Genomic DNA, 24,311 nt, shown 5'->3' on the forward strand with positions numbered 1-24,311 from the left:
CTTTTTACTTTTGAGTAGAACCTCATCGTATTTTTAGCCAATTCTCGCTGAACGTTCTGATCCGTTCTTTTTCTAAAAAAAGGCTTTATACAAATCTTAAAATACGCAAACTAAATGCAAGTAAGGCTTGTAACTATTTATCTTTTATTGGCTGACAATTGTTCTTGTTTGAAACCGTTTGGAGTTGCATTCTGTATCGTTTGCTTTCAGTTTAAAATTTTCTAAAGGCTTTGAATTTTGGCTAGTGTTCTCCAACATTAGTTAACAGCGTGTATAAAAAATTGCTTCTTTCTCTATAAATCAAAAATTATATTTACTTTTAAATCATGAAAATGAATGAAAAATTGCCGCTAAAATCATCGCAACTTTTCATACACAATTACGTTAGCTACAATTTGAAATCAATTAAATCCCTTGAATAAAATAATATTAGAAACTTTTATAAAAAGAGGATTATCTGACAGAAGAGAAAGGATACTTCGATTCACTGAAAAAGGAATAGAATTTGACAACTCAACATTCTTTGTAGAGAATATAGTTTTTATTGAATACAGTCAGATTAAATCTTATCGTTTCGGATTGAAATGGATTACTGGATTATACTTTACTTTTGGTAGAGAATATATAATTGAATTAAAGACTCTTGACAATCGCATAATTAAATTAAATTCTTCCTGTTATTATGGATTTAAAAAAATTGAATTCGCTAAAAAACAAAATGAGATTCTCGACGTTTTGTGGAAAAACTATTCTGAAAAAAAATGTCTAGATAATTTAGAAAAATATAAATCTCACATGGAGTTTAGAATCCTAAAAACTAAGATCACTTCAAAAGGAGTTTACATCAAAAACAATTTAGTTGAGTGGAATAACATAGAAATAAAAGAATATTTCGACTATTTCGTGATTTTTTCCTCTAAAGATATTGAAAATTTGAATCAAGCTTATTACTATAAATTAGATTGGGACTCTGGAGTTTTATTTGGAACGATTAAAACAATAAAAACAGTAGCTAACAAAGCGTATAATTAATTACGTCTGAATAGAAACTATGTTAATAAGACAATTCAATCATCTCCTGTAATAATTCTTCAGGAGATAGTTTTTTAGTAAGTCTTTCCAAGTTCTTTTCAGCTTTAGAAACATGACCAAATAAGGAGTGCGACACTCCTATCTTCTTAGTAAAATTTATAAAATACTCTAATGCTATTATGTTCTGATAGCGAACAAATTGATCAGCATTTAAGTGCGGCACACCTTGACTTTTAACTACGTTGGAGAAATACTTTGAATACATTTTACAAAGTTCTTTATAATTTGTAGCAATTATAGCTTGGTTTTGTAGCATGTTAATAAGTCTTTCCAAATTCAAACTAAATAGTAACTTTACAGCTATTATCATTACTATGTGTTTTACTAAGTCAAATACAAAATCAGCAGAAGAAAACGAAAAAAGATTTAAGGCGAGTTTTATTGCACCAGAAATTTATCAGTCATACTACGCAAGATCTGGTTATTCTACTGATTATTTGTATATTATAAAGCAAAACGAAAATGAAATTATTAACCCAGCATATTGGGGATTACTTCCGGAAAATATAACTATTGATAAGAGGCAAGAATATTTAAGTCAATATCGAACCTATAATGCCAGAGTAGATAAAATTCTTAACAATCAAAATAGAGCTATAAATTTTATAAAGAGTCAACCCTGCATAATTCTAGCAGATGGAATATTTGAACCACATTACAAATCAGATATAAGTTATCCTCATTATATAAAACATCATGATCATGGTTTGTTTGCATTGGCAGGAGTATATACAGAACTGGATGATGGTTTATACACTACTACAATTATAACTAGAGAAGCTAATCCTTATTTTACAGAGATACACAATAAGAAAAAGCAAGGTACTTTTAGAATGCCTCTAATATTAAATCAGGAGGATGAATCAAATTGGTTATCGAATGATTTAAATACAAGTGATATAACGGAATTACTAAATAGCTTTACTAGTAAAAAGTTCGTTGATTACCCAGTAAGAAAGAGTAGTGGTCATCCTATAAATAATACTGAAGGAATTCAACCTTTTTTTTACCCGGAACAACAATCGTTGTTTTAATAATCGATAAGGAAACTCAATTATTTCAATAGTTCATAATTATTTAATTTTTTTTTTATGTGTGAAATTTCCGTGAAATTTTTTAGAATTGACTTACTAACTATTTGATAAATAATGTTTTAAAACAAAAACACTCTTGCCTTCTAAGCAGACGGTCACAGGTTCGAATTCTGTCGCGATCACAATAAGCCTTACTAGTTTTAGTAAGGCTTTTTTGTTGATAACACATTTATTTACATGGGTTTTACTTCTCCTTTGATTTTGTTTTTATGACTTTAAATGAGATGTTACAAGGAATTAACTTGCATATATTTAGGTGTGTTTCGCTGTGTTGTTCCAAAAAAAGCGGGCAAAATATGGGAAAATTTTATGTGTAAAAAAAATTGATAAACGGAAGGAAGAATTTATGTAGTAGATACCCGAGAACACCAAAAAAAATAATGGTTATCCTGTTATTTGTCATTTGCAAAATAGAAAAAGACTTCGATTTTCTTTGAAGATGAATTTCATGAAGGAAGAATAGGATTTTGGAAAAGAGCTTCCTCAAAATTATAAGAGAAAACAGTTAATTAAAAAAAAATGTGTATTAGCTGATCTTATTACCAAATCTTTGGATGATAGAAATATTACATTAGCTTATGTAAAAGAAGTTTTAACTGGAAATAATAGTTCAAATGACAAAGGTTTATCCTTTTATGATTTTGTAGATCAGTTGATAACTAAAAAGGAAAAATTAGTTGATGAAAATGGAGTACTTGAATAATTCGGACAGAGTAAATAATGAGGCTATGAGATTGGTTCACGTTCAGGGTTTTGAATCAGATAATCAGCACTCCTTGTCATTAAAGAGAGACGATTTTGAACGCAGTTTAGCAAAATTTGTAATGAAGTGGCTGTACGTTCATAATATACATGAAGGAACTATATTTCCTGATTTAAATGGTATCGCTTCAAATACAAAACAAATTGTAAGACGTTACAAATACTTTGATAAGTAAAAACTAATTATATCACTGTATAACCGCAATTACGGCAGATTCGTCTACAGCCGAATCCATTTCGTAATTATTATAACTTGTATAATACAAAAACAATGTAACTTTGTTTCCGTAACATTAATTATACAAATATGATGCGTTTTTTGCTCATTCAAAATTACCTTAAAAGATGAAAAGGATTATTGTTTTATTTTTAGTATTGGCTTTAACTGCTTGTGACAAAGAAGATTTGTATTCTGATTTAGGAGAGCTTTCAGGGTCAGGAGTCATTGAAATTGGGACCCACAACGTTAGTGGCGTAATTGGAGAAGTGTTTACGAAATATATTTACACCACAGCACCAAACGGTGGAAGAATAGAAATTTTTGGCACATCAGGAGTTACTGATGACCAAATGAATTATGCTCGTGAGATACTAGTTCAATATCTCACTAAGGAAGGCGCAGTCTACAAAATTCAGCATAAAGAAATTATAGCCAATTCAATGACCAACAAACGCTCGGCATTGGTGTTTTTTGACACAGAAGAACAATATAATGATAATATAGATAAAGTACAAAAAGCAGGGTATAATGTACAAGATTTGTATGCAACTGAAAGTTTAGGCTCTATTGAGGGAGATGGATCTTACGAAGAAATTTTACATTTGGTTCATAATTATGGTATAGCACCAACCTTATTTAATTATCAAAATAAATTACAAAAAGCAAATGATGATGCTATCAGTAAAGGTTTATACAACCCAAATGGAGATGACTTCCCAGAGGCCGATTTTGATGATGAATACTTTGCTGAAATCATGAATTGTTTTTTAGGACTTGGCTCCAACGAGGAGGAATATAAACCCTCAACCCGCGCCGAAATGCAAACTCAAGATCCAGCAGGTTACCAACTGATCTTGGATTTATTTGGAGATATTCAATTGGTAAGATAATTTTCAAAAGCAATAAAATGAAATACAACATATTAATAATATTTGTTTTAAGTAATCTTTATATTTTTTCACAGGATAATAATGCAAATGATAAACGGCTCTCTCTAATTATAGGGACATCCCAAGGAATATCTTTTAATCACAAAGAAGCATTTTCCAATACCAATAATAAAACATTTGATAGTACCATGGGCTATGCCTACAGTTATGGTGGGGGGGTAAGTATTATATCAAAAAGTAAAAAGGCTTTTTCCGATATTATGTTAAACTATCGTTCATATAGTAATGGTATAAAAGGAATAGTAGATATAAATACTCCGTCTGGATATTCAACCAAAACTTCTTTTGACAGATTTAATTACTTGTCTTTGGAATATAGATATTCTAGATACGTGAAAACCATAAAGGATCTTAATACTTTCTTTAGTGTTGGAATACAAGCATCCTATCTTCTAAATGTTAGAAAAAGATTGAATTATGAAAACAGTAGTGAGGTTATTAAAATTGAGGGAAAGAATATTTCAGAAAATGATGTTCTTCAGACTTCTCCAACCTTCATATTTTCTTATGGTACTGAATTTAACAGTGGAATATTAAAGGCTGGAAAGAAATCACGATTAAGTATTGATTTCACTTTTGATACTTTTCGTTTAGGAATACAGAGTAGTCCTTCTAATCAGTATTATTCTATTATGATTAATTACAGAATATTATTTTAAGAAAGTTGATAAATAGTATGACAAAACACTACAACGATAACCGTTCTGCAAGCTTATAATTTTTTAGTAAGCCTTTCCAAGTTCTTTTCAGCTTTAGTAACGTGACCAAATAAAGAGTGCGACACTCCTATCTTCTTAGTAAAATTTATAAAATACTCTAATGCTATTATGTTCTGATAGCGAACAAATTGATCAGCATTTAAGTGCGGCACACCTTGACTTTTAACTACGTTGGAGAAATACTTTGAATACATATTGCAAAGTTCGTTATAATTTGTAGCAATGATAGCTCAAAATTGTAGCAAAAGTGAGTTTTATTGCTTTAAGTACAAAATCCCCTTCCCCCAGAGTATAAATTTATTGGATAAAAAACTACAGTACTCAGGAAAAACACTCAATACTAAACACTGTAAATCAGGGTTTTAATATATTAAAACTATAAAAGAGTATAGAAAGTACAAATATTTTTATAAACTGGTTGATAATTGTATTTAAGAAAATCTATATCTAAAAATTTAGATTTGCTAAAGTTATATTACTGTCAGCTTTTTTCATGTTTCTCGGTATATAGTCATTAGTTTGTGAAATAGAATGATGCCTAGCTTGATCTCTAACTGAATTTAAAGGAACTCCTGCTTTAATTAAGTCAACTATTCCAGTATCTTTAAGGTAGTACCATTTTATTGATGAGTCGATATTGAGTTTTTTCCTCATTCTAGCCCAATTACTGCTTGCCTTTTTAGGTTTAAATCTTTCTCTACCTGGAGCGTAATTTGAATTAGAAAATAAATAATAATCTTTGTTTGCATTTTTTATGTGATCTTCTAACAATACTCTTAGTTTTGGTGGTATGGTTACAAAATCGGATTTATTGTTTTTTGAGTATTCAGCAGATATCCATAATGTGTTAGTATTCAAATAAACATCTTTAACTTTGATCTTAGATAACTCTGTTCTTCTCACCAAACAATAGTAACAACACTTACATTAAACAAAATAATTTGGATTTGTTTCTTGGTAATAAGTGAAAAATTCTTCCTTAATTTCTTTAGGAATAGTTTGTTTGTCATTTTTTTTACGATGTATTTTTTTAATCCCTTCACACGGATTTTCTAACAAATATTTTTTATCAATCATCCATTTGGTAAGAGTAACTATAAAGGTATAATAATTGTCTCTTGTTCTGCTGCCTAACTTTTTTGTGTATCTCAAATAATCTAAAAATTTTATTACAAATTCATTAGTTATTTGAGAACAGGTAATATTTTTCATCTGTTTATACTCTAAATATTCCTTTATTTTTTTGATTTTTGAATGATAGGTTTCTTTAGTAGCTTCACTTAAATTTTTATCATAAAATTCTATATCAATTTGATTTAAAAACAAGTTAGTGACATCATATAATGAAGTAAATTCTTTAACACCACTTCTCTAAAAAAAGGATAAGGAATTTGTTTCTAGCCTCTTATTAATTTCAGAAACCATTCTCTTACCTAGCTTTCTGCGTTGGATAATCGATTTTAAAGGTTTAACCCTATTTCTTTTACGGATAAATTTATTTGTTATGGGATTTTTAATGTAGTAAATGACTTCCCATGTTTTATTTTCCCTCAATTCTGCAGGAATATAATCTACAAATACTTGATTTTTTGTTTTTGACTTTTGTCCATTTTTTTTACACCAGTTTTAAACTGTTGTAAAAACTTAAACAATTAGTTGACACGTATTTGACACACTTTTTTTAAAAAACCCTGTAAAAAATTGTTTTACAGGGTTTTAAATTGTGGAGACGCCGAGAATCGAACTCGGGTCCAAACAAGTAGCTCAAAAGCTTTCTACATACTTAGTTTTTATTTAATTTTCGACCAAAAGCTGACTAAAAACGATCCACTTTTAGCTTATCTTCTTTAGTTTCGAAAACCTATCGAAGTACTAGATTTTCTATGTTTACTTTTATGATGCCCAGAAATGAAACGCCGTAAACCAGGGCTTTCCTTGGACATTTAGCTTGCGCACCTCGTGCGCCTAGGCTTGAATCTTACTATAATTCAGATTATTAAGCAGCTAAAGCGTAATTATTTTCGCCATTTAAATTGTTGAAATAAGTTTAACGAGCATCATTTCAGTCCTCGGTATGCTTACAATTTCACTAGCCTTGCTGTCAAAACCAGTCGTCCCCAATATGTCAAAGATATTTGTATGAATTTCAAAATGTATACCAAATAAAACTAAGCGTCAATTTGACTTTACTCATCTTAAAAGTCGGACCACAAATATAAAAACTAGTTTTAGATTTTATACTAAGATTTGATTGATTTTAATACTGATTTATTAAAACCGTTGGTTTTTTTATATATTTAAACCCATCGCTAACTATTTTTAATTTATGCGCGCCTGCCGTTACTTCCTTACTTTAGCCACTCTTTTCGCAATTCAGTCTTTCGCTCAACGGAATCACTCAAAAGATATTAATAAACTCCAAGAGTTAAAATTAAAATTCTACCAAAACAAAAATATTGGAACGGATAGCACCTTATCCTTAATGAGGCAATTACAAAGTGTAGATAACCATTCATTTAAAACATTCGCTTACGCAGCTTCTTTGTATTTAAAAACACGCGATAAATACTCTTTTAATTTTGAAGCGAATAATGATAGTATTCATAAATATCTTCCTAAAATTCAAGAGAACAACAAGAATTACTCAATGTTATTTGATATTCATATTCTTTTAGGAAATACATACAAACGACGAGGACAAATGAAAGCTGCTTTAGATAATTATTTGAAAGCAGAAAACTATGCTCTTATAATTAATGATGTCGAACGAATTGTAAAAATTAAAGGTAATGTTGCATTGGTTTATCAAGGCATAAGACAACTAGATAACGCTTTAAACCAAATAATCACAACATACAAAATAGTAGAAAACAATAAAGTAAGACTAGGAAAAAAATACAATTCCCGAAAGTTTCAGACACTTCTTAACACAAGCGCTATTTACAACTCTTTATTACAAGATAATAACAAGAATTTGCAATATGGAGACTCTTCCATTCATTGTCTGAATAAAATTCTCTCAGATAAAGATCTTAAACTCTCAAAATTTAAATATGGTCAAGTTTATCGAAATCTCGCAACTGCATATTCCTTAAAAAAAGAATATGCTCAAGCAGAACCTTTCTTTCAAAAGAGTATTGAATATTTTTCGGAAATCAATGCGCAAGCAGATTTATATAATGCTTTCTACAACACAGGAGTAAATTATTTAGAAATGAATAATTTACATAAATCTAAAGATGCCTTCCAAGAAGTTTTACGAATTAAACAAGATACTTTACTCGACCCGAATTATGTAAATGCACACAAGTATTTAAGTGAAATTTATGTTCAACAAAACAATAAAGATTCTGCTTCGTATTACTTCACTAAACATCAAAAAATTTTGGAGCAAGCAACAAAAGAACAGCAATTAGAGTATGAAAAAATCTTTAGTGCAGATGAAACCTACCAATTGAAAAAGAAAATTGATAGTCTTGAAAAAGTAAATTCGGAAAATAAAAATATGATTATTGTATCATTGATTCTTTTAATCGCAATAATTGTAACAAGTACAATTATTATTTACAAAAATGTTAAAGAAAAAAGAAATGCAAAAAGTAGATTAAGACAATTATTAGATATTCCGAAAGAAATTGAAAAAGAAACCAATAACCAAAAATTAGTGATTAAAGATGAGCATCATGCTGAGGTTATTGAAGGATTAATAAAAATTGAAAAAAAATTATTCTTTTTGAAAGAAGAATTCAACTTGTATACAACTGCCAAGAAAATCGGAACAAACACCACCTACCTCTCAAAAATTATACGGGAACATAAAAAAATGACCTTCAGTGAATATTCTAACGATTTAAAAATAAAATACATAGTTGAGAAACTAAAAACCGATAAAACGGTTAGAGCTTATACAACACAAGCGATTGGTGAAATTGGCGGATATAAAAATGCCAAATCCTTCACCAGAATTTTTAAAAAGTACACAGGGATAACTCCGTTTCAATTTATCGATAAAATAGAAACGGAGTTGGAAAAACTTAATTAATTAGCGATGCTTATAGGCATGCTGCCGTATTTCTTTTCTTAGGCGGTTTATTTTGTGTCGGGAAACAATCTTCGTCTCCATCAGTGTTTACTCCACCGTCAAGTTTACCTCCCATTGCATAAATTTTATGCTGTGATTTTTTTGATAATTCAAACCTTTTTAAATCCTCCATAATTGATCTTCGCATGATTATTTGTTTTTGATTAACTAAAATTAGATTTTTTTTAGTGAGATTTTACAAAGTAATACAAACACACAAAAAAAACAATAAAACAAACTGTAAAACAACGATTTACAACCTAAAAACATAGTCATTTTTTTGAAAAAATACCTCCATATTTTACAAATGAAAACCCTATTTACTTCGATTTCTCAAGGATTCATTAAATATTTGGTGAAAAGTTCAGAGAAGAATTTCATTAATAATTCATCGATTCACTCTTGCTCAAGCCTATAAAAAATCAATTTATATAAATATTAAATATCATGATGAAGCCAATTTCAAAAATCGGGACAATTTTAGAAAAACAAACTTTGAAACAAATAAATGGTGGCGGACCTGGCTCTCCTTACTGGTGCAAAAATAGCGCTAACTGGGGACCATACCCAACTGCTTGTAGAAGAGGGCAAGAAAGAGTTTATGACTACTCACTTGGTTATTGCGTATGTAAAGGAAAAGTTGCTGTTATGTAACAGTTATAAATTTTTCAATAAAGGATGATGAAACAACTCTAAATTAATTTAGAGTTGTTTTTATTTTACTTTAAAACTTGATTCTTCAAACACTATTCTTTATAATTTTCTTGGTTTGTTAAACACCAAAATACTACTTGTAAAGTAGGTTAAAATCGTGTACTTTTGTAAATAAAAAGTTGTAATTTACAACAAATAACACCTTTTTTGTTAAATTTTATACAATCAACCATGAAGTTTGGAATTATAAAGGAACGTAAAAATCCACCAGATAAAAGAGTCGTATTTTCTCCTGAAAAATTAAAAGAATTCAAAGCTAAATTTCCTAATGCAGAAATTGTAGTAGAAAGTTCAAACATACGAGTATTTAAAGATGAAGAGTATACATCTGCTGGTTTCGAAATAACAAATGATGTTTCTGATTGTGATGTTTTGATAGGTGTAAAAGAAGTTCCTGTTGATAAATTAATTCCAAATAAAAAATATTTCTTTTTTAGCCACACTATTAAAAAGCAACCTTATAATCGAAAGTTACTACAAGAAATGTTAGCTCATAACATTGAAATGTATGATCATGAAACAATCATAAAAACGAATGGTGCTCGTTTAATTGGCTTTGGTCGATATGCTGGATTAGTCGGTGCATATAATGGAATTAGAGCTATCGGTTTAAAAGAAGGAACTTTTTCTTTACCTAAAGTGGAGACTTTAGCAGACTTAGATGCTGTAAAAATAGAGCTTGATAAAATTAAACTTCCAAACATAAAGATATTACTTTCTGGAACTGGAAAAGTAGCTAAAGGAGCTCAAGAAATACTTGATCACTTAAAAATAAAACAAGTAAGTGATGCTTTATATCTTACTTCGAAATTTACTGAACCTGTTTATTGTTTAGTTGATGTAATGGAATATGCAAAGCGGAAAGATGGTAAAGTTGGAGACAAGCATGAATTCTACAAAGATCCTACAGGATATGAAAGTAACTTTATGCCCTATGCTAAAGAAACTGATTTCTTTATTGCAGGCCATTTTTACGGTGATGGTGCTCCGTATTTATATACTAGAGAAGATGTAAAGTCAAAAGATTTCAATATTAAATATGTTGCCGATATTTCTTGTGATGTTGATGGACCGGTTGCCACTACCTTAAGAGCTTCAACTATTGCTGATCCTATTTATGGTTACGATGCACAATCTGAATCTGAAGTTGATTATAAAGATGACAACGCAATTGTAGTAATGGCTGTTGATAATTTACCTTGTGAGTTACCTAAAGATGCTAGTGAAGGGTTTGGCGACATGTTCCTTGAGCATGTAATTCCTGCTTTTTACAACAATGACAAGGACGGGATTTTAGCACGCGCCAAGATGACTACTAATAACGGAGAGTTAACAGAAAGATATCAATATTTACAAGATTATATAGAAGGCAACGATTCGTATGCGCTTCATTAAAAAAACAATACAATATACTTATTACTTTTTATTAAGTATCATTGCATATATCGGCGTTTCTATTCTGCTTAGTTACATTACCGTAAATAAAATACAGGAAAAGTCAAGTCAACACATTTACATTGATTCAAATGGAATTCATTTAAGCGTAATCATTCCTAAAGAATATTTATCCGATAAAATAAAGAAAGATTTACAACTTAAAATAGATACAAAATTCGTTAGATTTGGATGGGGAGATGTAAATTTCTATTTAAATACACCGACTTGGAAAGATTTCAAAATGAAGTATGCATTGGGTGCATTATTTTGTGATAATCCCACCTTAATTGAGGTAAATCCGAAAAAATCTTATAACCCTAAATGGACGGAAGTTCCTGTAAATAGTAATCAACTTGAAAAATTGAATAATTATATCTTTGATACCTTCAAAATTAAACACAGTTCTAAAATAAGAATTAAACAAAAAATGTATCCTAATTCGCAATTGTTTGAAGCAAATGGCTCTTATTCTCCATTTAAAACTTGTAATACATGGGTAAATACAGGATTTAAGCGAAGTGGATTGAAAGCTAGCTTTTGGACGCTGTTTGATTTTGGACTTTTGAATAAATACAAATAATGGATACTGATAAAAAATTCTTGATTGAAACAGCTCATATGAAAATGCCTTTCGGAAAATATAAAGGGACCTATTTAGTTGATATTCCAGAGTATTATTTAGTTTGGTATAAGAACAAAGGCTTTCCGGCTGGAAAATTAGGAAAAATGATGGCTTTAGTGTACGAACTACAGCTCAATGGTTTAGAAAGTATTCTTAGAAAAATTAAGTCAAAATAAAAAACATCTCGAAATTCGAGATGTTTTTTTAAATCTATATATTTATTTCACTTCTTTTTATAACTGAAAATAAAATCCAAAGTAAGAATGCAAACCCAAAAGTGACATACCAGGTGGTTGACTCTTGAAAACTAAGAATACTTTTTTTCACTAAATCTAGCGGAGAAAACAGAACATCCCAGCTATTAAATCGAAGAAATCGACCTAAATAAATTCCATAGCCACATAAGAAGAAAACCATTATGGAAAAGTTTTTCGCAACTTTTTTATTCCACTTAACACAGATAATATTATAAAAACTAACGATTGAAAATAAACCTAATAAAGTTCCTGTTGATGCGTTTACAAACAACATAAATAAATCAAACCAAGCCATTTTGCTTTCAGGTTTAAAATGAATAAAATCTGTAATTATATATGGAGCATTTGGTAAAAAAAACAACCATGCAAATATTAAAATAATCAAGTGAGACTTTTTTGTCTTTGTAATATCAAGTCGTTTTGCATATTCGGCAAACATAAGTGGAATAACGGCTAAAAACATATTCCATAGTAAAAACGTATAATTCAATGACTGTGTTAACTGTACTCTTAGTAGTGGAAGAAAAGCTGAGAATACAACTAGTAATAAAACAGTTCTCTGCAAATTTGTAATTGGTTTTATAAGCATAACAATTAAGTTTTATCCGTTTTGCCAATCAATTTTTCTAGAAGCATACATTACAGAAGCCAAGATTAAATATAACCCAACACTTCCTACTAATAAAGCATAACTTTCTAACTGAATTATAATAAAAATAAAGGTATACAAAGCTGTTAAACTAATTCCAATAAACATAGGGAATTTAAGGTTCTTTAATATTGATTTAGAATATAATGTTATTAAAGCGACAACAGATATTCCTGCAATAAGGTACGCATTTAAAAAATTACTATGCTCTGATATTGAAATTAATAAGGTATAAAACATGGTTAATGCTATTCCAATCATTAAATATTGAAATGGATGAATTGAAATTTTACTCATCGTTTGTATTAAAAAGAAAACTAAAAATGTAAGGGAAATAACTAAAAACCCATATTTCGCTGATCGTTCACTTTTTTGATATTGATCTACAGGAATCATAAAATTAACACCAAAGGCATATTTTTTTAAATTAGGAATTCCATTAAACGATTGTTGAGGAAATGGCCTGTTTATATCTAAAACCTTCCATTTAGCATCGAAACCATCTTCTTTAATTTTATCTGGATTATAAGGTAAGTATTCACCTAAAAAATTTGCAGTTTTCCAATTCGATTTAATATTTACATCTGTTTCTTTTCCTACAGGAATAAAGCGAATTTGTTTGCTTCCATTCACATTCATTTTTAAAGAAAAACTTACAGAATTTTCAATTGGTAAATCTGTTTTCTTAATTGATTTACTTTCTAATTTGTGTAATGTTAAATATTCATATGAATGTTTATCTAATTCGTGATAATTATCATTTGAATTTGAACTTGAATGATCATATTTTGATTCAAAAGCATAATTATTTTTATTAAGATGTATCTCTACCAAACTACTAACTCCTTTTAAGTTTGACGTTTCAATAATCAATTTTGATTTCTCCCAGATAATATCTTTATCCTCAATATCTTTTTCGCTGAAATCAGGACGAGTAAAATTACCATCAATATGAATTTCACTACCGTATACTGCGGTTTCATAAATTCCTCTTTTCTTTGGTTGTGGATTCACTGTTGCATTTACCGATAATTTATTCGGAAAAAAATACGCGTTATGAATATTCTCAATGGTTTCCTCTTGATATGTTTTTGTATTCTGATTGTAAATTCTTTTTACAGAATATGTTTTATAAGGAACCTTTAACATGGGGCCGTATAGCATAACTTCCCCTCCCCACTTTTTATTTATTTCGCTAATCATTGCCTTTTGATTGTATTGTCGTTCGTGAATAATGTCCTTAACGTACGAAAGCGGTATTAATAATATCAGAATTAAAAAACCTATCATTAGCATTCTCGCAGAAATTGAATTTCTTATCCATCTCCCGAATTTTCCAGTTTGTTCATGAACTTTTTCCATCTTATTGGTATTTATCTATTATTCAATTTTTTAGATTCCACCCAACCATTGCTGATTGGGCGGTTTAAGCAATCTTCCCAATTTTAAAAGAACTTTGTTTTTCAAAGTTTGTTTTTAAAAAAATTTTACTTTCCTTTTATCAATTTTTCCAAAGCTTCAACATGCTTTTTAAATTCCTCTTTTCCTAATTTCGTTGCTACATACTTAGTATTTGGTTTTCTTCCAATGAATTGTTTCTCTACGATTATAAAACCAACTTTTTCTAAAGCTTTCGAATGACTTGCTAAATTTCCATCTGTAACTCCCAATAGTTCTTTTAATGTTTTAAAATCTGCGTACTCGTTCACGACCAAAATAGACATGATACCTAATCGGATTCGATGATCAAACGCTTTATTTATGTTATTAAGAATATTCTTCACAATGGTCCTAACCTCTACTTTCTTTCGTATTTAAAATACATTAAAATTCCGTAAACAATATGCATAACTCCAAAGCCAATTACCCAAAACCAAAATCCTAATCCAGGAGAATATGCACAGAGCAAACCTAATACAATTTCTGTATATCCTAAATACTTTACGTAGCCCAATGTATATTTAGAAGCATTCACTAACGCTAATCCATAAAAAAGTAACATTAAAGCTCCTGTTTGCCCATAGCGTTGTTGCTGTAAAATAATAAATGTATAAATTCCACCAGCAATTAAAGGAACTAAAAAGCTAATGAGCAATCGTTTTGTCGTAGCATCCCAAATTTTCTCATTATTCTTTTTTGCCTTTACAGTTGTTAAAAAAATGGCCGTTCCAACACTTAATATGAAAACTAGTACCATGTCCAACATCACAAGATTAAAAATTTTACCATCTAAAATTAAATATCCCCTCTCACTACTGGTAACTAACCAATAAGCGTATGCAGCTCCAATTAAAGCAAATGTTCCAGCTAAAATTCCTGATAATCCGCTTAATGAAATAAATCGTGTAGATTTATTCATTAAATTCTTAATTTCCGTGATGTCTTTTAAATAGTCTTCTGAACTCATAGTAAAGTACTTTGAAAAGCAAAGTAAAAAATTTATTAGGATTCTACCTAATAAAAAACTGTTAATTTTAATTTAGAGTTTCTCAACGCACATTTTATTTTGAATAAACTCCTATTTTTAAAAGATGAAACCAGCTGAAGAATATATTTTAAATCAGGAAGAACCTTTCAAATCAATATTGCTGCACCTACAGTTAATAATTGAACAAAGTTTTCCTGAGGTGACATTACAATTTAAATGGAAAATCCCTTTTTATGTTTTAGAAGGAAATCCTTTTTGTTATTTAAATCCGTCAAAGAAAAAAGGATATGTGGATGTTGGTTTTTATGGAGATCATCAATTTGAAAAATACAATAATCTCTTAATTTCTGAAGGAAGAAAAGTTGTAAAATCGTTACGATTCTTTTGCTTAGAAGATATTAATGCGGAAATTCTAGTTTATATTTTGACCGAGGCAAATAAAAATAAAGTTAAAGGATTTTGGAAAAAATAAGGCTTTTAATCCTCTACCTTAAAAGCTAAAGCTGATTTATTATTAAAATACAAAGTCAAAATTCCTTCTTTCGAAGTGTTGATAATCACATTTGTATAAGTTCCCGATCTTTTCACTCTAGGTTCTTTAGTAAAACTTTCATCATCGAACTTGTAAGTAATTTTTAAATTTTCATTTAAGTTTTTAAATGTGATAAATTTCTTTCGTTTAACGCTACTTAACTTCCCGTCACTTGGAGTTATCAACTCTGCTTTTGCCTTTATAAAACCATCCCAAAACATAGGTAATGCACTAAATTTATTAATATTAGATTGTTCTAAAAAATCAATCCATTTTGGTTCGCTCGGATAATGTGTTAATCTCATTTGAGCTGGCTGAATATTAAAATAACTAAAATCACATTCTGCTCTGTCTAAATAACCATCATAATCAATACCATAGGTTGCATCTATCAACATCCATTTACCGTTAAATTTAACAGCATTCCAAATATGGTTTTTAAACTTTGGTCTAATACCAATTTCTTCGGGCTTATTTCGAACGTATCCCTTTATAAGTTCATTTTCAATTTCAAAATAATCACAAAGCTTTTTTAATGTCAAAGCCATATGCTCACAGACACCTCCTCTATCTTTAATTGCCTTTTCTACCAATCTATCATTTTTAGCAACTATTTTCCTGTCTAAATCTTCCTGATCAAAATATACAATCTGTTCTGGTTCAAATACAAAAGAACTAGTAGTGATACGATATTTCATATGCAACGTTATCCAACAGTAAATAGCTTTAACTCTAGTGAGGTCCGTTTTAAAATTCCGTTTTATTTTTTCAAAAAGGTCCTGAGAACTGCTTATCGTTTTGTAGGTTCTAACTTTCTCCTTTATCCACAATTCATCTTGAGAATACGCAGAAATACAACCTGTAAACAATACTAAAAACATAATTTTCTTCATCACAATTAGTAGCCGATTTCATAACTATCAATAAACGATTTTATAACTTTACACACAAAATTTTTAAATAAAAAAATTAGCTTAATCTGTAACATTTTGTATTTTAAGTCTTCTAACTAAAATATACTATCATTAAAATAATCAAAAAAATGAAAAATCTTAAATCTTTACTTATTGTCTTTACTTTACTATTTTCCTTATCTGCCTATGCGCAAACTGCAGAAGAAATTATCAATAATTATATTGAAAATATAGGTGGGAAAGAAAAATTAGAACAATTAAAAGGTGTTCAAATGATTGGTAACATGAAAATGCAAGGGATGGAAATTCCTTTTGAAATGTTATCTACTAAAGATGGAAAACAATTAGTTTCAATTGAATTACAAGGAAATAAAATGGTTTGGTCTGCTTTTGATGGAAAAACCTCATGGCAAAGAAACCAAATGACAATGGACGCTGAAAAAAGCGATAATGAAGCTACACAAAACTTAAAAAATGAATTAGAACAATTCCCTGATCCATTTTTAAACTACAAAGAAAAAGGATATACTGTAGAATTAATCGGAAAAGAAACAATTGACGGAACTGAAACTTTTAAAATCAAATTGACTAAAAAACCTGTTTTAATTAATGGTGAATTAACTCCAAATATTACAAACTACTATTTTGACACTGAAAACTTTGTTCCAATCGTAACTGAATCACAGGTAAATCAAGGCCCGATGAAAGGACAAACTGTAAAGTCAACTTTAAGTGATTACCAAGAAGTAGATGGTCTTTATTTTCCGTTTAGTATTGGAAGCCAATTTCAAACAATGGAATTCAAAGAAATTAAATTGAATCCGGAAGTGGACGCTGCCTCTTTTGCCTTACCAACTAAAAAATAAATCAAACAATACTTATACTAACTTAACTTAATTTTCGTACAGTGTTATTCCACGAATAACACTGTACCTACTTTCATTATGAATAAGCTAATTCAAGTTTTAGCCTGTGGTTTCATTACAGTAACTGCAAGTGTAAATGCACAAGATATTGTTCTTAAAGGAAAAGAACTTTTCGGAAATTTAGAAGCAAGAGAAATAGGTCCTGCTTTAATGAGTGGTCGTATTATCGACCTAGAAAATCATCCTACAAATTCAAAAATTATTTATGCTGGATCTGCTGGTGGTGGTGTATGGAAATCTGAAAACGCTGGTGCTTCATTTGTACCAATCTTTGATGATTATGCACAGTCTATTGGTAGTATCGCAGTTGATCCTAGTGACCCAGATAATACAATTTGGGTTGGAACTGGTGAAATTTGGACAAGGAATAGCGTTTCTTTAGGTGATGGTTTATATAAATCTAAAGATGGAGGTGCAAACTGGAAAAAGATCGGTTTTGAAAAATCGGAACGTATCAGTAGTATTAAGATTAATCCGAATAATTCTAATGAAGTTTATGTTGCGGTTTTAGGAGCACTATGGAACGATAGTGAAGAAAGAGGTGTTTACAAAACCACTGATGGTGGTAAAACTTGGGATAAGATTTTATATACAAACGAGAAAACTGGGGCTAGTGATTTAATCATGGATCCTACCAATCCAAATATTCTTTATGCTTCAATGTGGGAGTTCCGAAGAACAGGTTGGGGATTCAATTCTGGTGGTCCAGGAAGTGCTTTATATAAATCAACTGATGCGGGAAAAACTTGGAACAAAATACATAATGGTTTTCCGCAAGGAGATTTAGGTCGTTTTGCCATTGCCATTGCTCCTTCCAAACCAGAGTTAATTTTTGCGGTTGTTGAGAGTAAAGAAAATAAAGGATTATATCGCTCTGATGACGCGGGAAAAAACTGGAAACTTTTAAACAGTGATTTTGGTTTGGTAGTTCGTCCTTTCTACTTTTCCAGATTAGTTGTTCATCCAACAAATCCAGATATTTTAGCGAAAGGTGGATTGTTCGGCTCTATCTCGAGAGATGGAGGAAAAACTTTTAAGAATTTAGGAGAAATGCATGCCGACATCCATGATATCGCATTTGATATTAAAAATCCGGATGCCATGTTTGTAGGAACAGATGGTGGTGTTTACAGAAGCTGGGATGGAGGTGCTACAATGGATATGGTTGATAATCTTCCGCTTTCTCAATTTTATCATATAAGTGTAGATAATCAAGAACCATATAATATTTACGGTGGACTACAAGATAACGGTTCATGGTACGGACCTTCTTCTTCTCCAGGAGGAATTGAAGCAAGAGATTGGAAACGTGTTGGAGTTGGTGATGGCTTTAGAGTGTTAAAACATCCAACTAAAAACATTATCTATTCTGAGATGCAAGGTGCGCAACAAGTTTGGAGATATGATGTAGATAAAAATTACAATAAAACTATTCAGCCATTACCTATTAAAGGAGAAGCAGATTTACGATTTAACTGGAACGCTCCTATGGCTGTAAGTACACATCAACCTGATCGTTTTTACATGGGAAGTCAATTTTTGCATGTAAGTGAAGATATGGGAGATAACTGGAAGAAAATTTCTCCTGATCTAACAACTAACGACCCTACTAAACAAGATAAAGAATCTGGAGGTATTTCTGTTGACAAATCTGGTGCTGAAACACATACTACTATATTTACAATAGCTGAATCTCCTTTAGATGAAAAGGTGATTTGGGTAGGAACAGATGATGGAAATGTTCAAGTAACTCAAAACGGAGGAAAAACTTGGGAAAATACGGTTGCTAATATTTCTGGTTTACCTAAAAACACATGGGTATATCATATTGAAGCAAGCTCTCATAATAAAGGAACGGCATACGCTGTTTTCGACGGACATACTTCAGGAGATATGAATACGTATGTATACAAAACTACTGACTTTGGTAAAACTTGGAAATCAATAGTTACCGATGATATTATTGGTTTTGCAAGAAACATTCAAGAAGATTATGTGAATGAAGATTTACTTTTCTTGGGAACAGAATTTGGTTTATTCATTACTATTGATGGTGGAAAAAACTGGTCGAGATTTACTAATAAAATGCCGGCAACTGCAGTTCACTTTATCGATTTACAAAAACAAACAAACGATTTAGTTTTAGGAACACATGGACGTGGTGTGATTATTATTGATGATATTTCTCCGTTGCGCGAAGTAAATCAAGAAATGTTATCAAAGAATGTTCATTTCTTTAAATCTAAACCTGGAATTATAAAAGAACAAGGTGGTTTTGGTGGAGGAAGTACAGAATTACAATTTGTTGGAAACAATCCAAATTCTGCTGCTAAAATTATTTATTATTTGAAAAAACGTCATACGTTTGGTAAAATGACACTAACTATTAAAGATGAGGATAATAATGAATTAATTACGTTAACTCCAGGAAAAGCGAAAGGAATTAATGTAGTCAGTTGGGGTTTCAGACAGAAAAATCCAAAGGTTGCGGCAGGTAAAAACTTCACTCGTGGAGGATTTACTGCTCCAAGAGTTACAGCTGGTACATATAAAGTTGTACTTAAGAAAGGTAAAAAAGAATATATAAATACCATTGAAGTTCAAAATGATTCTAAATCTCTTATAAGTGACAGCGATAGAAAAGCACAAAGAAGAACTACCATGGAATTATACGACGACATGGAAAGCTTGGCTTATTTAGTGCATAAAGTTGATTCATATATAAAGTCTGCCAACCGTTTGAAAGATGATAAAAAATTTAAAAAAGTAGCAACAAAAGTAATTGAGGCATTACAACCGTTAAAAGAAACATTAGTAGTAACTACAGGAGATAACTATGTTGGCGAAGCTGAACCAGAACTTCGAGAAAAGCTTTCTGATTTATATTCTGAAGTTGCAAATCAATTTGAAAAACCATCTTTATCTCAAATAGAAAATCAAGGAGTATTAAAAGCTCGTTTGACAAAAGCACAAGAAGATTTTGAAAAAATCAATAAAAAAGTAATTTCAAAATTTGAAAATCGTAGAAAAAAAGAAGATAAAAAACCTACTAAAGTATTAAGTAAAGAAGAGTTTTTATCAAAATAATAACCAAAAAAAACCTCTTGATTTTTCAAGAGGTTTTTTTGTTATTGTATTAAAAATTCAATAGCTACTTCCCTGTCAATCAACAGAAATAGAGCTTTTGCTCCTGGAGGAGGCATTATTGATACAATTGTATTTCCTCCTTTATTGGTTGTGTTTGGTTTCACTGCTCTTGTTGAACCTAAAAACCCAACCAAAATTTCCTTATCTGTGGCATTTTGCAATTCCACAGTAACACTTCCATTACGTTTCCGATTCAAAATACCAGAACTTGGCGATGATAGTTCTACATTAGATTTTAAAAACGTATGACTGTAAACGGGCTGGTTGTAAAATTCTTCTTTATCAATTCTTCCAACTCTTAATTTCCAAATTGACTTTTCTGGTAAGTGTGTTTTAAAGTATTTCTCTTTTGGAATATTATAATAGTAAGAATTGAATTTACGAATCCATCTTCCGTTATACTCAGAACCAGCTCCCCAAGTCGCATCAATATAAATCCATTTACCATTTAATTTAACAGCATTCCAAGAATGATTTGGACTTCGCAACGGTCTCCCGATTCTATTTGATGAACTTCTAATGTAACCTTCTATCACTTCATTTTCAATATCTAATAGTGTGCAAACTTTAGAAAATGTTTGTGCATACCCTTCACAAACCGCTTTTCTTGTAGATAATGTTTCATTGACCATTTCATCTTTGATAGCTTTTAATTTTCTATCTCTTTCCTCTAAAGTTTGATAGCTAAAACTAACTTTAGTTTCTCTATTCGGATTATAAAACTCCTCTAAATCGTAACGAATATTTGCGGTTAACCAACTGTAAATTGCTTTTACTTGCTCTTCCTTATCCTTAAAATCTTGTTTTATATTTTGTGCTAATTTATCAGCGGTAATTAAACCTGGATATGTTTTAATTTTAGAATTTATACTAGAAAAATCTTGGGCATTAGCAACTAAAATTGAAAAAAAAATAATAGTAAATAATCTCATATGCTTAACTTATCAATAACTATACCTTTCGAAAGAATTATTTAACCAACATTTAAAATGATAAAGTAAAAACAGTTCCTTCTTCTAACATACTTTTCACCTGAATTTTTCCTTTATGCAATAGCATTATTTGTTTACATAAACTCAAACCAATTCCACTTCCTGATTCTTTACTTGTAAAAAACGGTACAAAAATATTTTCTTGTATATCTTCAGGAATTCCGATACCGTTATCCGCTACTTTAATTAGGATATTTCGAGTTATACTTTCTATTGCTTCCACTTTAATTTTTGGATTCTCTTTCTCTTTACAAGCATCAACTGCATTTAATAATAAATTGATTAAGACTTGTTCTATCAAATGAACATCAATTTCAAAAGCTAATCTATGATTTGTATTAACAAAATCGATTTGGATTCCTTTAGCCTTTATTGAAGGCTTCATTAATAATTGAATATTCGTAAAAAGTTCAGAAACTTTGATTCTTTGTAAGTTCAAACTAGTTACTTTATTCAAACTTCTATATGTTTTTGCAAACTTTAATAAACCTTCACTTCTATTCTTAATTGTTTTTATACCTGCATTCAAGTCCGATAGTTCAGTAGTATTAATATTTTCAGAAATAAGTTCTTTTAAGTTTCTCTCGAGCGTATTGGCTAACGATGCAATTGGTGTTATTGAATTCATTATTTCATGGGTCATTACGCTGAGTAATCTCTTCCATGACTCTGATTCATTTTTACTCAAAGTATTGTCGATATTTTGAATCACTAACAACTTAAACGTATCATTATCTACTTCAAAAATAGTATCTGAAACTAACGCTTTTATCTTTTCATTATTTAAAGTTATAGAAACAGATTCTCCGGCTCTATGGAAGGTTTCAAATATTAAATTAAATAATTCAGGTTTTCTCCTTTCTATGAAACTTACATTTTTAAAGGAAGGCACATCAAGAATTTTTTGAAAGGAATCATTGCTCCATAATACCTTTCCTGTTTCTAAATCATATGCAATAATTCCAATATCAACCATTTCCAATATTTTCTGTAGATATAAATACTGGGTATGATTTTGTGAATTAATTTCTTTAATAGTTTGATGGACCTGATTAAATCCTTGGTATAAAAATCGAATATCTTTTGCTTTAACCGTCTCTGAAAATCCTCTCGAAAAATCACGATACTTTATAGAAGTAAAGAAATCTTCAATGATTAAAAATCTTCTTTGTATGAAAAAATAAGTATTGTAAAAAATTACTAAAAATGCAAGAAAAGTGAATAAACTAAATGAAACTTCTCCTCGATAAAACCAATAAATTATCCCGAGGATTACGCTAACCATAAGCATAACTCGCATTATTAATTGAAAAATGAAACCTTTATAAATCATATTTCGCTAACCTTCTGTATAATGCAGCTCTTGTAATACCTAATTCTTTTGCTGATTTGGAAATATTTCCTTTGTGTTTTTCTAATACAGTAAGTATGGTCTTCTTCTCTACTTCTTCTAAGTTCAAATTGTCATAATTACTATTCGAGGAAGGAACCGGTAATTCAATTGAAGAAAATACTAAATCCTCTTTATTTAATACAGATCCATCAGTCATTATTACAGCTCTCTCTAAAACATACTGTAATTCTCTTACATTTCCAGAGAAATGATGACTTTTAAGCTTTTTAATAAATCCAGGATCAAAAACAAACGTACTTTTATTATATTTCTCGGCATAATGAGCTACAAAGTATTTTGACAGTGCTGTTATATCGGCACCTCTATTTCGTAAAGGAGGTACGATAATATCAATAGTATTTATTCTGTAAATTAGATCTTTTCGAAAATTACTCTCATCTGCAAGATCGGTAGGTGTTAAATTTGTGGCACAAATTAATCTAATATCGATTGGAACTTCTTTATTTGAGCCTAATGGAGTTATTAATCTGTTTTGTAAAACAGTGAGTAATTTTACTTGTTGTTCCAAAGAAATATTCCCTATTTCATCCAAAAACAATGTTCCTCCATCAGCAACTTCAAATCGCCCTTCACGATCTTCATTTGCTCCCGTAAAAGCCCCTTTTTTATATCCAAATAGTTCACTTTCAAATAATGTTGATGTCAATGATCCAACATCAACTTTGATAAAAGGTTTATCTTTTCTGTGAGAATTTTCATGTAAAGAACGAGCAATTAAATCCTTACCTGTTCCATTTTCACCAAGAATTAAAACATTCGCGTCGGTAGGTGCAACTTTCCTTATTTTCGTAAAAACATCTTGCATAACCTCACTATTCCCAATGATTTTTGTGCTTCCTGCTTTAAAATTATTTGATTTGCTATTTTCTTTTTTCTTCTTTTCTAAAATGGTATTTATTGCCTCCAGTAATTTATCATTCTTCCATGGTTTCATTAAAAAATCAGAAGCTCCTTCTTTTAAACCTTTTATAGCCAGATCAATATCAGCATAAGCTGTCATTAAAATAACAGCAGTTCCAGGTTGTAATTCTTTAATTTTTCGAAGCCAATAAATACCTTCATTTCCAGTATTTACTACACCATTAAAATTCATATCGAGCACAACAACATCATATTTATGCTTTTCAATTTGGTACATAATATTACTTGGGCTCTTTTCAACCACAATTAAATTCACCAAAGATTTTAAAAGAAGTCGAATTGCTGTGAGTACATCTGCATCATCATCGATTACTAAAACGGAAGCCTTTTTTAATACCATTACTACAATATTACAACTTTAAGATAATCTTTTAAAGATTGAAAAAATAAAAATTTAAACCTTATAAAAAGTGTACACTTATGAACATAAAGTGTATCAA

General features: G+C 30.0%; 27 protein-coding genes and 1 other RNA gene. 14 read left to right on the top strand and 14 right to left on the bottom strand.

Annotation, left to right across the window (positions count from 1 at the left end; translation table 11 throughout):
- Positions 1-414 precede the first annotated feature (414 nt).
- On the top strand, positions 415-1,032 hold the full coding sequence (locus tag BTO06_RS12515) for a hypothetical protein (protein WP_100925627.1): 618 nt from the start codon (positions 415-417) through the stop codon (positions 1,030-1,032).
- A gap of 22 nt (positions 1,033-1,054) precedes the next feature.
- Here the strand turns inward: BTO06_RS12515 and BTO06_RS12520 are convergent, their stop codons facing one another.
- Positions 1,055-1,402, bottom strand: a complete 348-nt coding sequence (locus tag BTO06_RS12520; protein WP_157811846.1) for a hypothetical protein — start codon at positions 1,400-1,402, stop codon at positions 1,055-1,057.
- A 4-nt stretch (positions 1,403-1,406) separates the two neighbouring features.
- Between BTO06_RS12520 and BTO06_RS12525 the strand changes: the two genes are divergently transcribed.
- The 5 genes from BTO06_RS12525 (at position 1,407) to BTO06_RS12540 (ending at position 4,777) form a co-directional block, all read left to right on the top strand.
- Entirely contained in the window at positions 1,407-2,126 is a 720-nt protein-coding gene (locus BTO06_RS12525) for an SOS response-associated peptidase (protein WP_157811847.1), read from the top strand.
- A gap of 610 nt (positions 2,127-2,736) precedes the next feature.
- On the top strand, positions 2,737-2,889 hold the full coding sequence (locus tag BTO06_RS18540) for a hypothetical protein (protein WP_157811848.1): 153 nt from the start codon (positions 2,737-2,739) through the stop codon (positions 2,887-2,889).
- Complete coding sequence (locus tag BTO06_RS12530; protein WP_157811849.1) at positions 2,882-3,124, top strand: hypothetical protein; 243 nt, start codon at positions 2,882-2,884, stop codon at positions 3,122-3,124. Before BTO06_RS18540 ends, BTO06_RS12530 begins: the two co-directional genes overlap by 8 nt.
- 169 nt (positions 3,125-3,293) lie before the next feature.
- A complete protein-coding gene (locus BTO06_RS12535; protein ID WP_100925631.1) occupies positions 3,294-4,058 on the top strand; it encodes a hypothetical protein in 765 nt (254 codons plus the stop codon).
- A gap of 17 nt (positions 4,059-4,075) precedes the next feature.
- Entirely contained in the window at positions 4,076-4,777 is a 702-nt protein-coding gene (locus BTO06_RS12540; RefSeq protein WP_157811850.1) for a hypothetical protein, read from the top strand.
- 53 nt (positions 4,778-4,830) lie between these two features.
- Here the strand turns inward: BTO06_RS12540 and BTO06_RS18710 are convergent, their stop codons facing one another.
- From BTO06_RS18710 to ssrA, 4 genes are all read right to left on the bottom strand, one after another.
- Positions 4,831-5,031, bottom strand: coding sequence for a hypothetical protein (locus tag BTO06_RS18710; RefSeq protein ID WP_100925633.1), 201 nt, complete (start codon positions 5,029-5,031; stop codon positions 4,831-4,833).
- A 253-nt stretch (positions 5,032-5,284) separates the two neighbouring features.
- Positions 5,285-5,740: a site-specific integrase gene (locus tag BTO06_RS12550; protein WP_157811851.1), complete on the bottom strand. Its 456-nt coding sequence runs from the start codon at positions 5,738-5,740 to the stop codon at positions 5,285-5,287.
- A 24-nt stretch (positions 5,741-5,764) separates the two neighbouring features.
- Complete coding sequence (locus BTO06_RS12555) at positions 5,765-6,163, bottom strand: phage integrase SAM-like domain-containing protein (protein ID WP_100925635.1); 399 nt, start codon at positions 6,161-6,163, stop codon at positions 5,765-5,767.
- A gap of 395 nt (positions 6,164-6,558) precedes the next feature.
- Positions 6,559-6,956, bottom strand: a transfer-messenger RNA (tmRNA) gene (gene ssrA / locus BTO06_RS12560).
- A 363-nt stretch (positions 6,957-7,319) separates the two neighbouring features.
- Between ssrA and BTO06_RS12565 the strand changes: the two genes are divergently transcribed.
- Positions 7,320-8,879, top strand: coding sequence for a tetratricopeptide repeat protein (locus BTO06_RS12565; RefSeq protein ID WP_198517081.1), 1,560 nt, complete (start codon positions 7,320-7,322; stop codon positions 8,877-8,879).
- Positions 8,880-8,889: 10 nt separating this feature from the next.
- Here BTO06_RS12565 and BTO06_RS18545 read toward each other — a convergent pair whose 3' ends face one another.
- On the bottom strand, positions 8,890-9,066 hold the full coding sequence (locus BTO06_RS18545) for a hypothetical protein (protein WP_157811852.1): 177 nt from the start codon (positions 9,064-9,066) through the stop codon (positions 8,890-8,892).
- A 299-nt stretch (positions 9,067-9,365) separates the two neighbouring features.
- Here BTO06_RS18545 and BTO06_RS12570 point away from each other — a divergent pair, with 299 nt between their 5' ends.
- The 4 genes from BTO06_RS12570 to BTO06_RS12585 all read left to right on the top strand — a co-directional run bounded on the left by BTO06_RS12570 (position 9,366) and on the right by BTO06_RS12585 (position 11,867).
- The gene (locus BTO06_RS12570) at positions 9,366-9,572 is read left to right on the top strand and encodes a hypothetical protein (protein WP_157811853.1); all 207 of its coding nucleotides are present in this window, start codon (positions 9,366-9,368) and stop codon (positions 9,570-9,572) included.
- Between the two features lie 231 nt (positions 9,573-9,803).
- Positions 9,804-11,027 carry an NAD(P)-dependent oxidoreductase gene (locus BTO06_RS12575; protein ID WP_100925638.1) on the top strand — a complete coding sequence of 408 codons (1,224 nt, stop codon included), beginning with the start codon at positions 9,804-9,806 and terminating at the stop codon, positions 11,025-11,027.
- Positions 11,014-11,649 carry a DUF2459 domain-containing protein gene (locus tag BTO06_RS12580; protein WP_100925639.1) on the top strand — a complete coding sequence of 212 codons (636 nt, stop codon included), beginning with the start codon at positions 11,014-11,016 and terminating at the stop codon, positions 11,647-11,649. Before BTO06_RS12575 ends, BTO06_RS12580 begins: the two co-directional genes overlap by 14 nt.
- Entirely contained in the window at positions 11,649-11,867 is a 219-nt protein-coding gene (locus BTO06_RS12585; protein WP_100925640.1) for a DUF3820 family protein, read from the top strand. Before BTO06_RS12580 ends, BTO06_RS12585 begins: the two co-directional genes overlap by 1 nt.
- A 34-nt stretch (positions 11,868-11,901) precedes the next feature.
- On the opposite strand, the gene BTO06_RS12590 is transcribed toward BTO06_RS12585, so the two are convergent.
- The 4 genes from BTO06_RS12590 to BTO06_RS12605 all read right to left on the bottom strand — a co-directional run bounded on the left by BTO06_RS12590 (position 11,902) and on the right by BTO06_RS12605 (position 15,004).
- Complete coding sequence (locus BTO06_RS12590) at positions 11,902-12,537, bottom strand: DUF1361 domain-containing protein (protein WP_100925641.1); 636 nt, start codon at positions 12,535-12,537, stop codon at positions 11,902-11,904.
- 12 nt (positions 12,538-12,549) lie between these two features.
- On the bottom strand, positions 12,550-13,959 hold the full coding sequence (gene creD, locus BTO06_RS12595) for a cell envelope integrity protein CreD (protein WP_100925642.1): 1,410 nt from the start codon (positions 13,957-13,959) through the stop codon (positions 12,550-12,552).
- A gap of 125 nt (positions 13,960-14,084) precedes the next feature.
- The gene (locus tag BTO06_RS12600) at positions 14,085-14,381 is read right to left on the bottom strand and encodes a winged helix-turn-helix domain-containing protein (protein WP_100925643.1); all 297 of its coding nucleotides are present in this window, start codon (positions 14,379-14,381) and stop codon (positions 14,085-14,087) included.
- 14 nt (positions 14,382-14,395) lie between these two features.
- Positions 14,396-15,004 (bottom strand): hypothetical protein, encoded by a 609-nt coding sequence (locus BTO06_RS12605; protein WP_100925644.1) that lies wholly within the window; start codon positions 15,002-15,004, stop codon positions 14,396-14,398.
- 124 nt (positions 15,005-15,128) lie between these two features.
- On the opposite strand from BTO06_RS12605, the gene BTO06_RS12610 reads away from it, so the two are divergent.
- A complete protein-coding gene (locus BTO06_RS12610; RefSeq protein ID WP_100925645.1) occupies positions 15,129-15,497 on the top strand; it encodes a DUF1801 domain-containing protein in 369 nt (122 codons plus the stop codon).
- Positions 15,498-15,502: 5 nt separating this feature from the next.
- Here the strand turns inward: BTO06_RS12610 and BTO06_RS12615 are convergent, their stop codons facing one another.
- Positions 15,503-16,450 carry a transglutaminase domain-containing protein gene (locus BTO06_RS12615; RefSeq protein WP_100925646.1) on the bottom strand — a complete coding sequence of 316 codons (948 nt, stop codon included), beginning with the start codon at positions 16,448-16,450 and terminating at the stop codon, positions 15,503-15,505.
- Between the two features lie 149 nt (positions 16,451-16,599).
- On the opposite strand from BTO06_RS12615, the gene BTO06_RS12620 reads away from it, so the two are divergent.
- Together BTO06_RS12620 and BTO06_RS12625 are read left to right on the top strand one after the other, a co-directional pair.
- Positions 16,600-17,337: an outer membrane lipoprotein-sorting protein gene (locus tag BTO06_RS12620; protein WP_100925647.1), complete on the top strand. Its 738-nt coding sequence runs from the start codon at positions 16,600-16,602 to the stop codon at positions 17,335-17,337.
- 78 nt (positions 17,338-17,415) lie between these two features.
- Positions 17,416-20,484, top strand: a complete 3,069-nt coding sequence (locus tag BTO06_RS12625) for a WD40/YVTN/BNR-like repeat-containing protein (protein ID WP_100925648.1) — start codon at positions 17,416-17,418, stop codon at positions 20,482-20,484.
- A gap of 41 nt (positions 20,485-20,525) precedes the next feature.
- Here BTO06_RS12625 and BTO06_RS12630 read toward each other — a convergent pair whose 3' ends face one another.
- The 3 genes from BTO06_RS12630 to BTO06_RS12640 are packed head-to-tail and all read right to left on the bottom strand — an operon-like array spanning position 20,526 to position 24,211.
- Positions 20,526-21,476 carry a transglutaminase domain-containing protein gene (locus tag BTO06_RS12630; RefSeq protein WP_100925649.1) on the bottom strand — a complete coding sequence of 317 codons (951 nt, stop codon included), beginning with the start codon at positions 21,474-21,476 and terminating at the stop codon, positions 20,526-20,528.
- 52 nt (positions 21,477-21,528) lie between these two features.
- Positions 21,529-22,869 carry a sensor histidine kinase gene (locus BTO06_RS12635; RefSeq protein ID WP_100925650.1) on the bottom strand — a complete coding sequence of 447 codons (1,341 nt, stop codon included), beginning with the start codon at positions 22,867-22,869 and terminating at the stop codon, positions 21,529-21,531.
- Positions 22,859-24,211 carry a sigma-54-dependent transcriptional regulator gene (locus tag BTO06_RS12640; protein WP_100925651.1) on the bottom strand — a complete coding sequence of 451 codons (1,353 nt, stop codon included), beginning with the start codon at positions 24,209-24,211 and terminating at the stop codon, positions 22,859-22,861. The genes BTO06_RS12635 and BTO06_RS12640 overlap by 11 nt, the downstream gene beginning before the upstream one ends.
- Positions 24,212-24,311: the final 100 nt, after the last annotated feature.

This window comes from Tenacibaculum sp. SZ-18 (assembly GCF_002813915.1).
Lineage (GTDB): Bacteria > Bacteroidota > Bacteroidia > Flavobacteriales > Flavobacteriaceae > Polaribacter.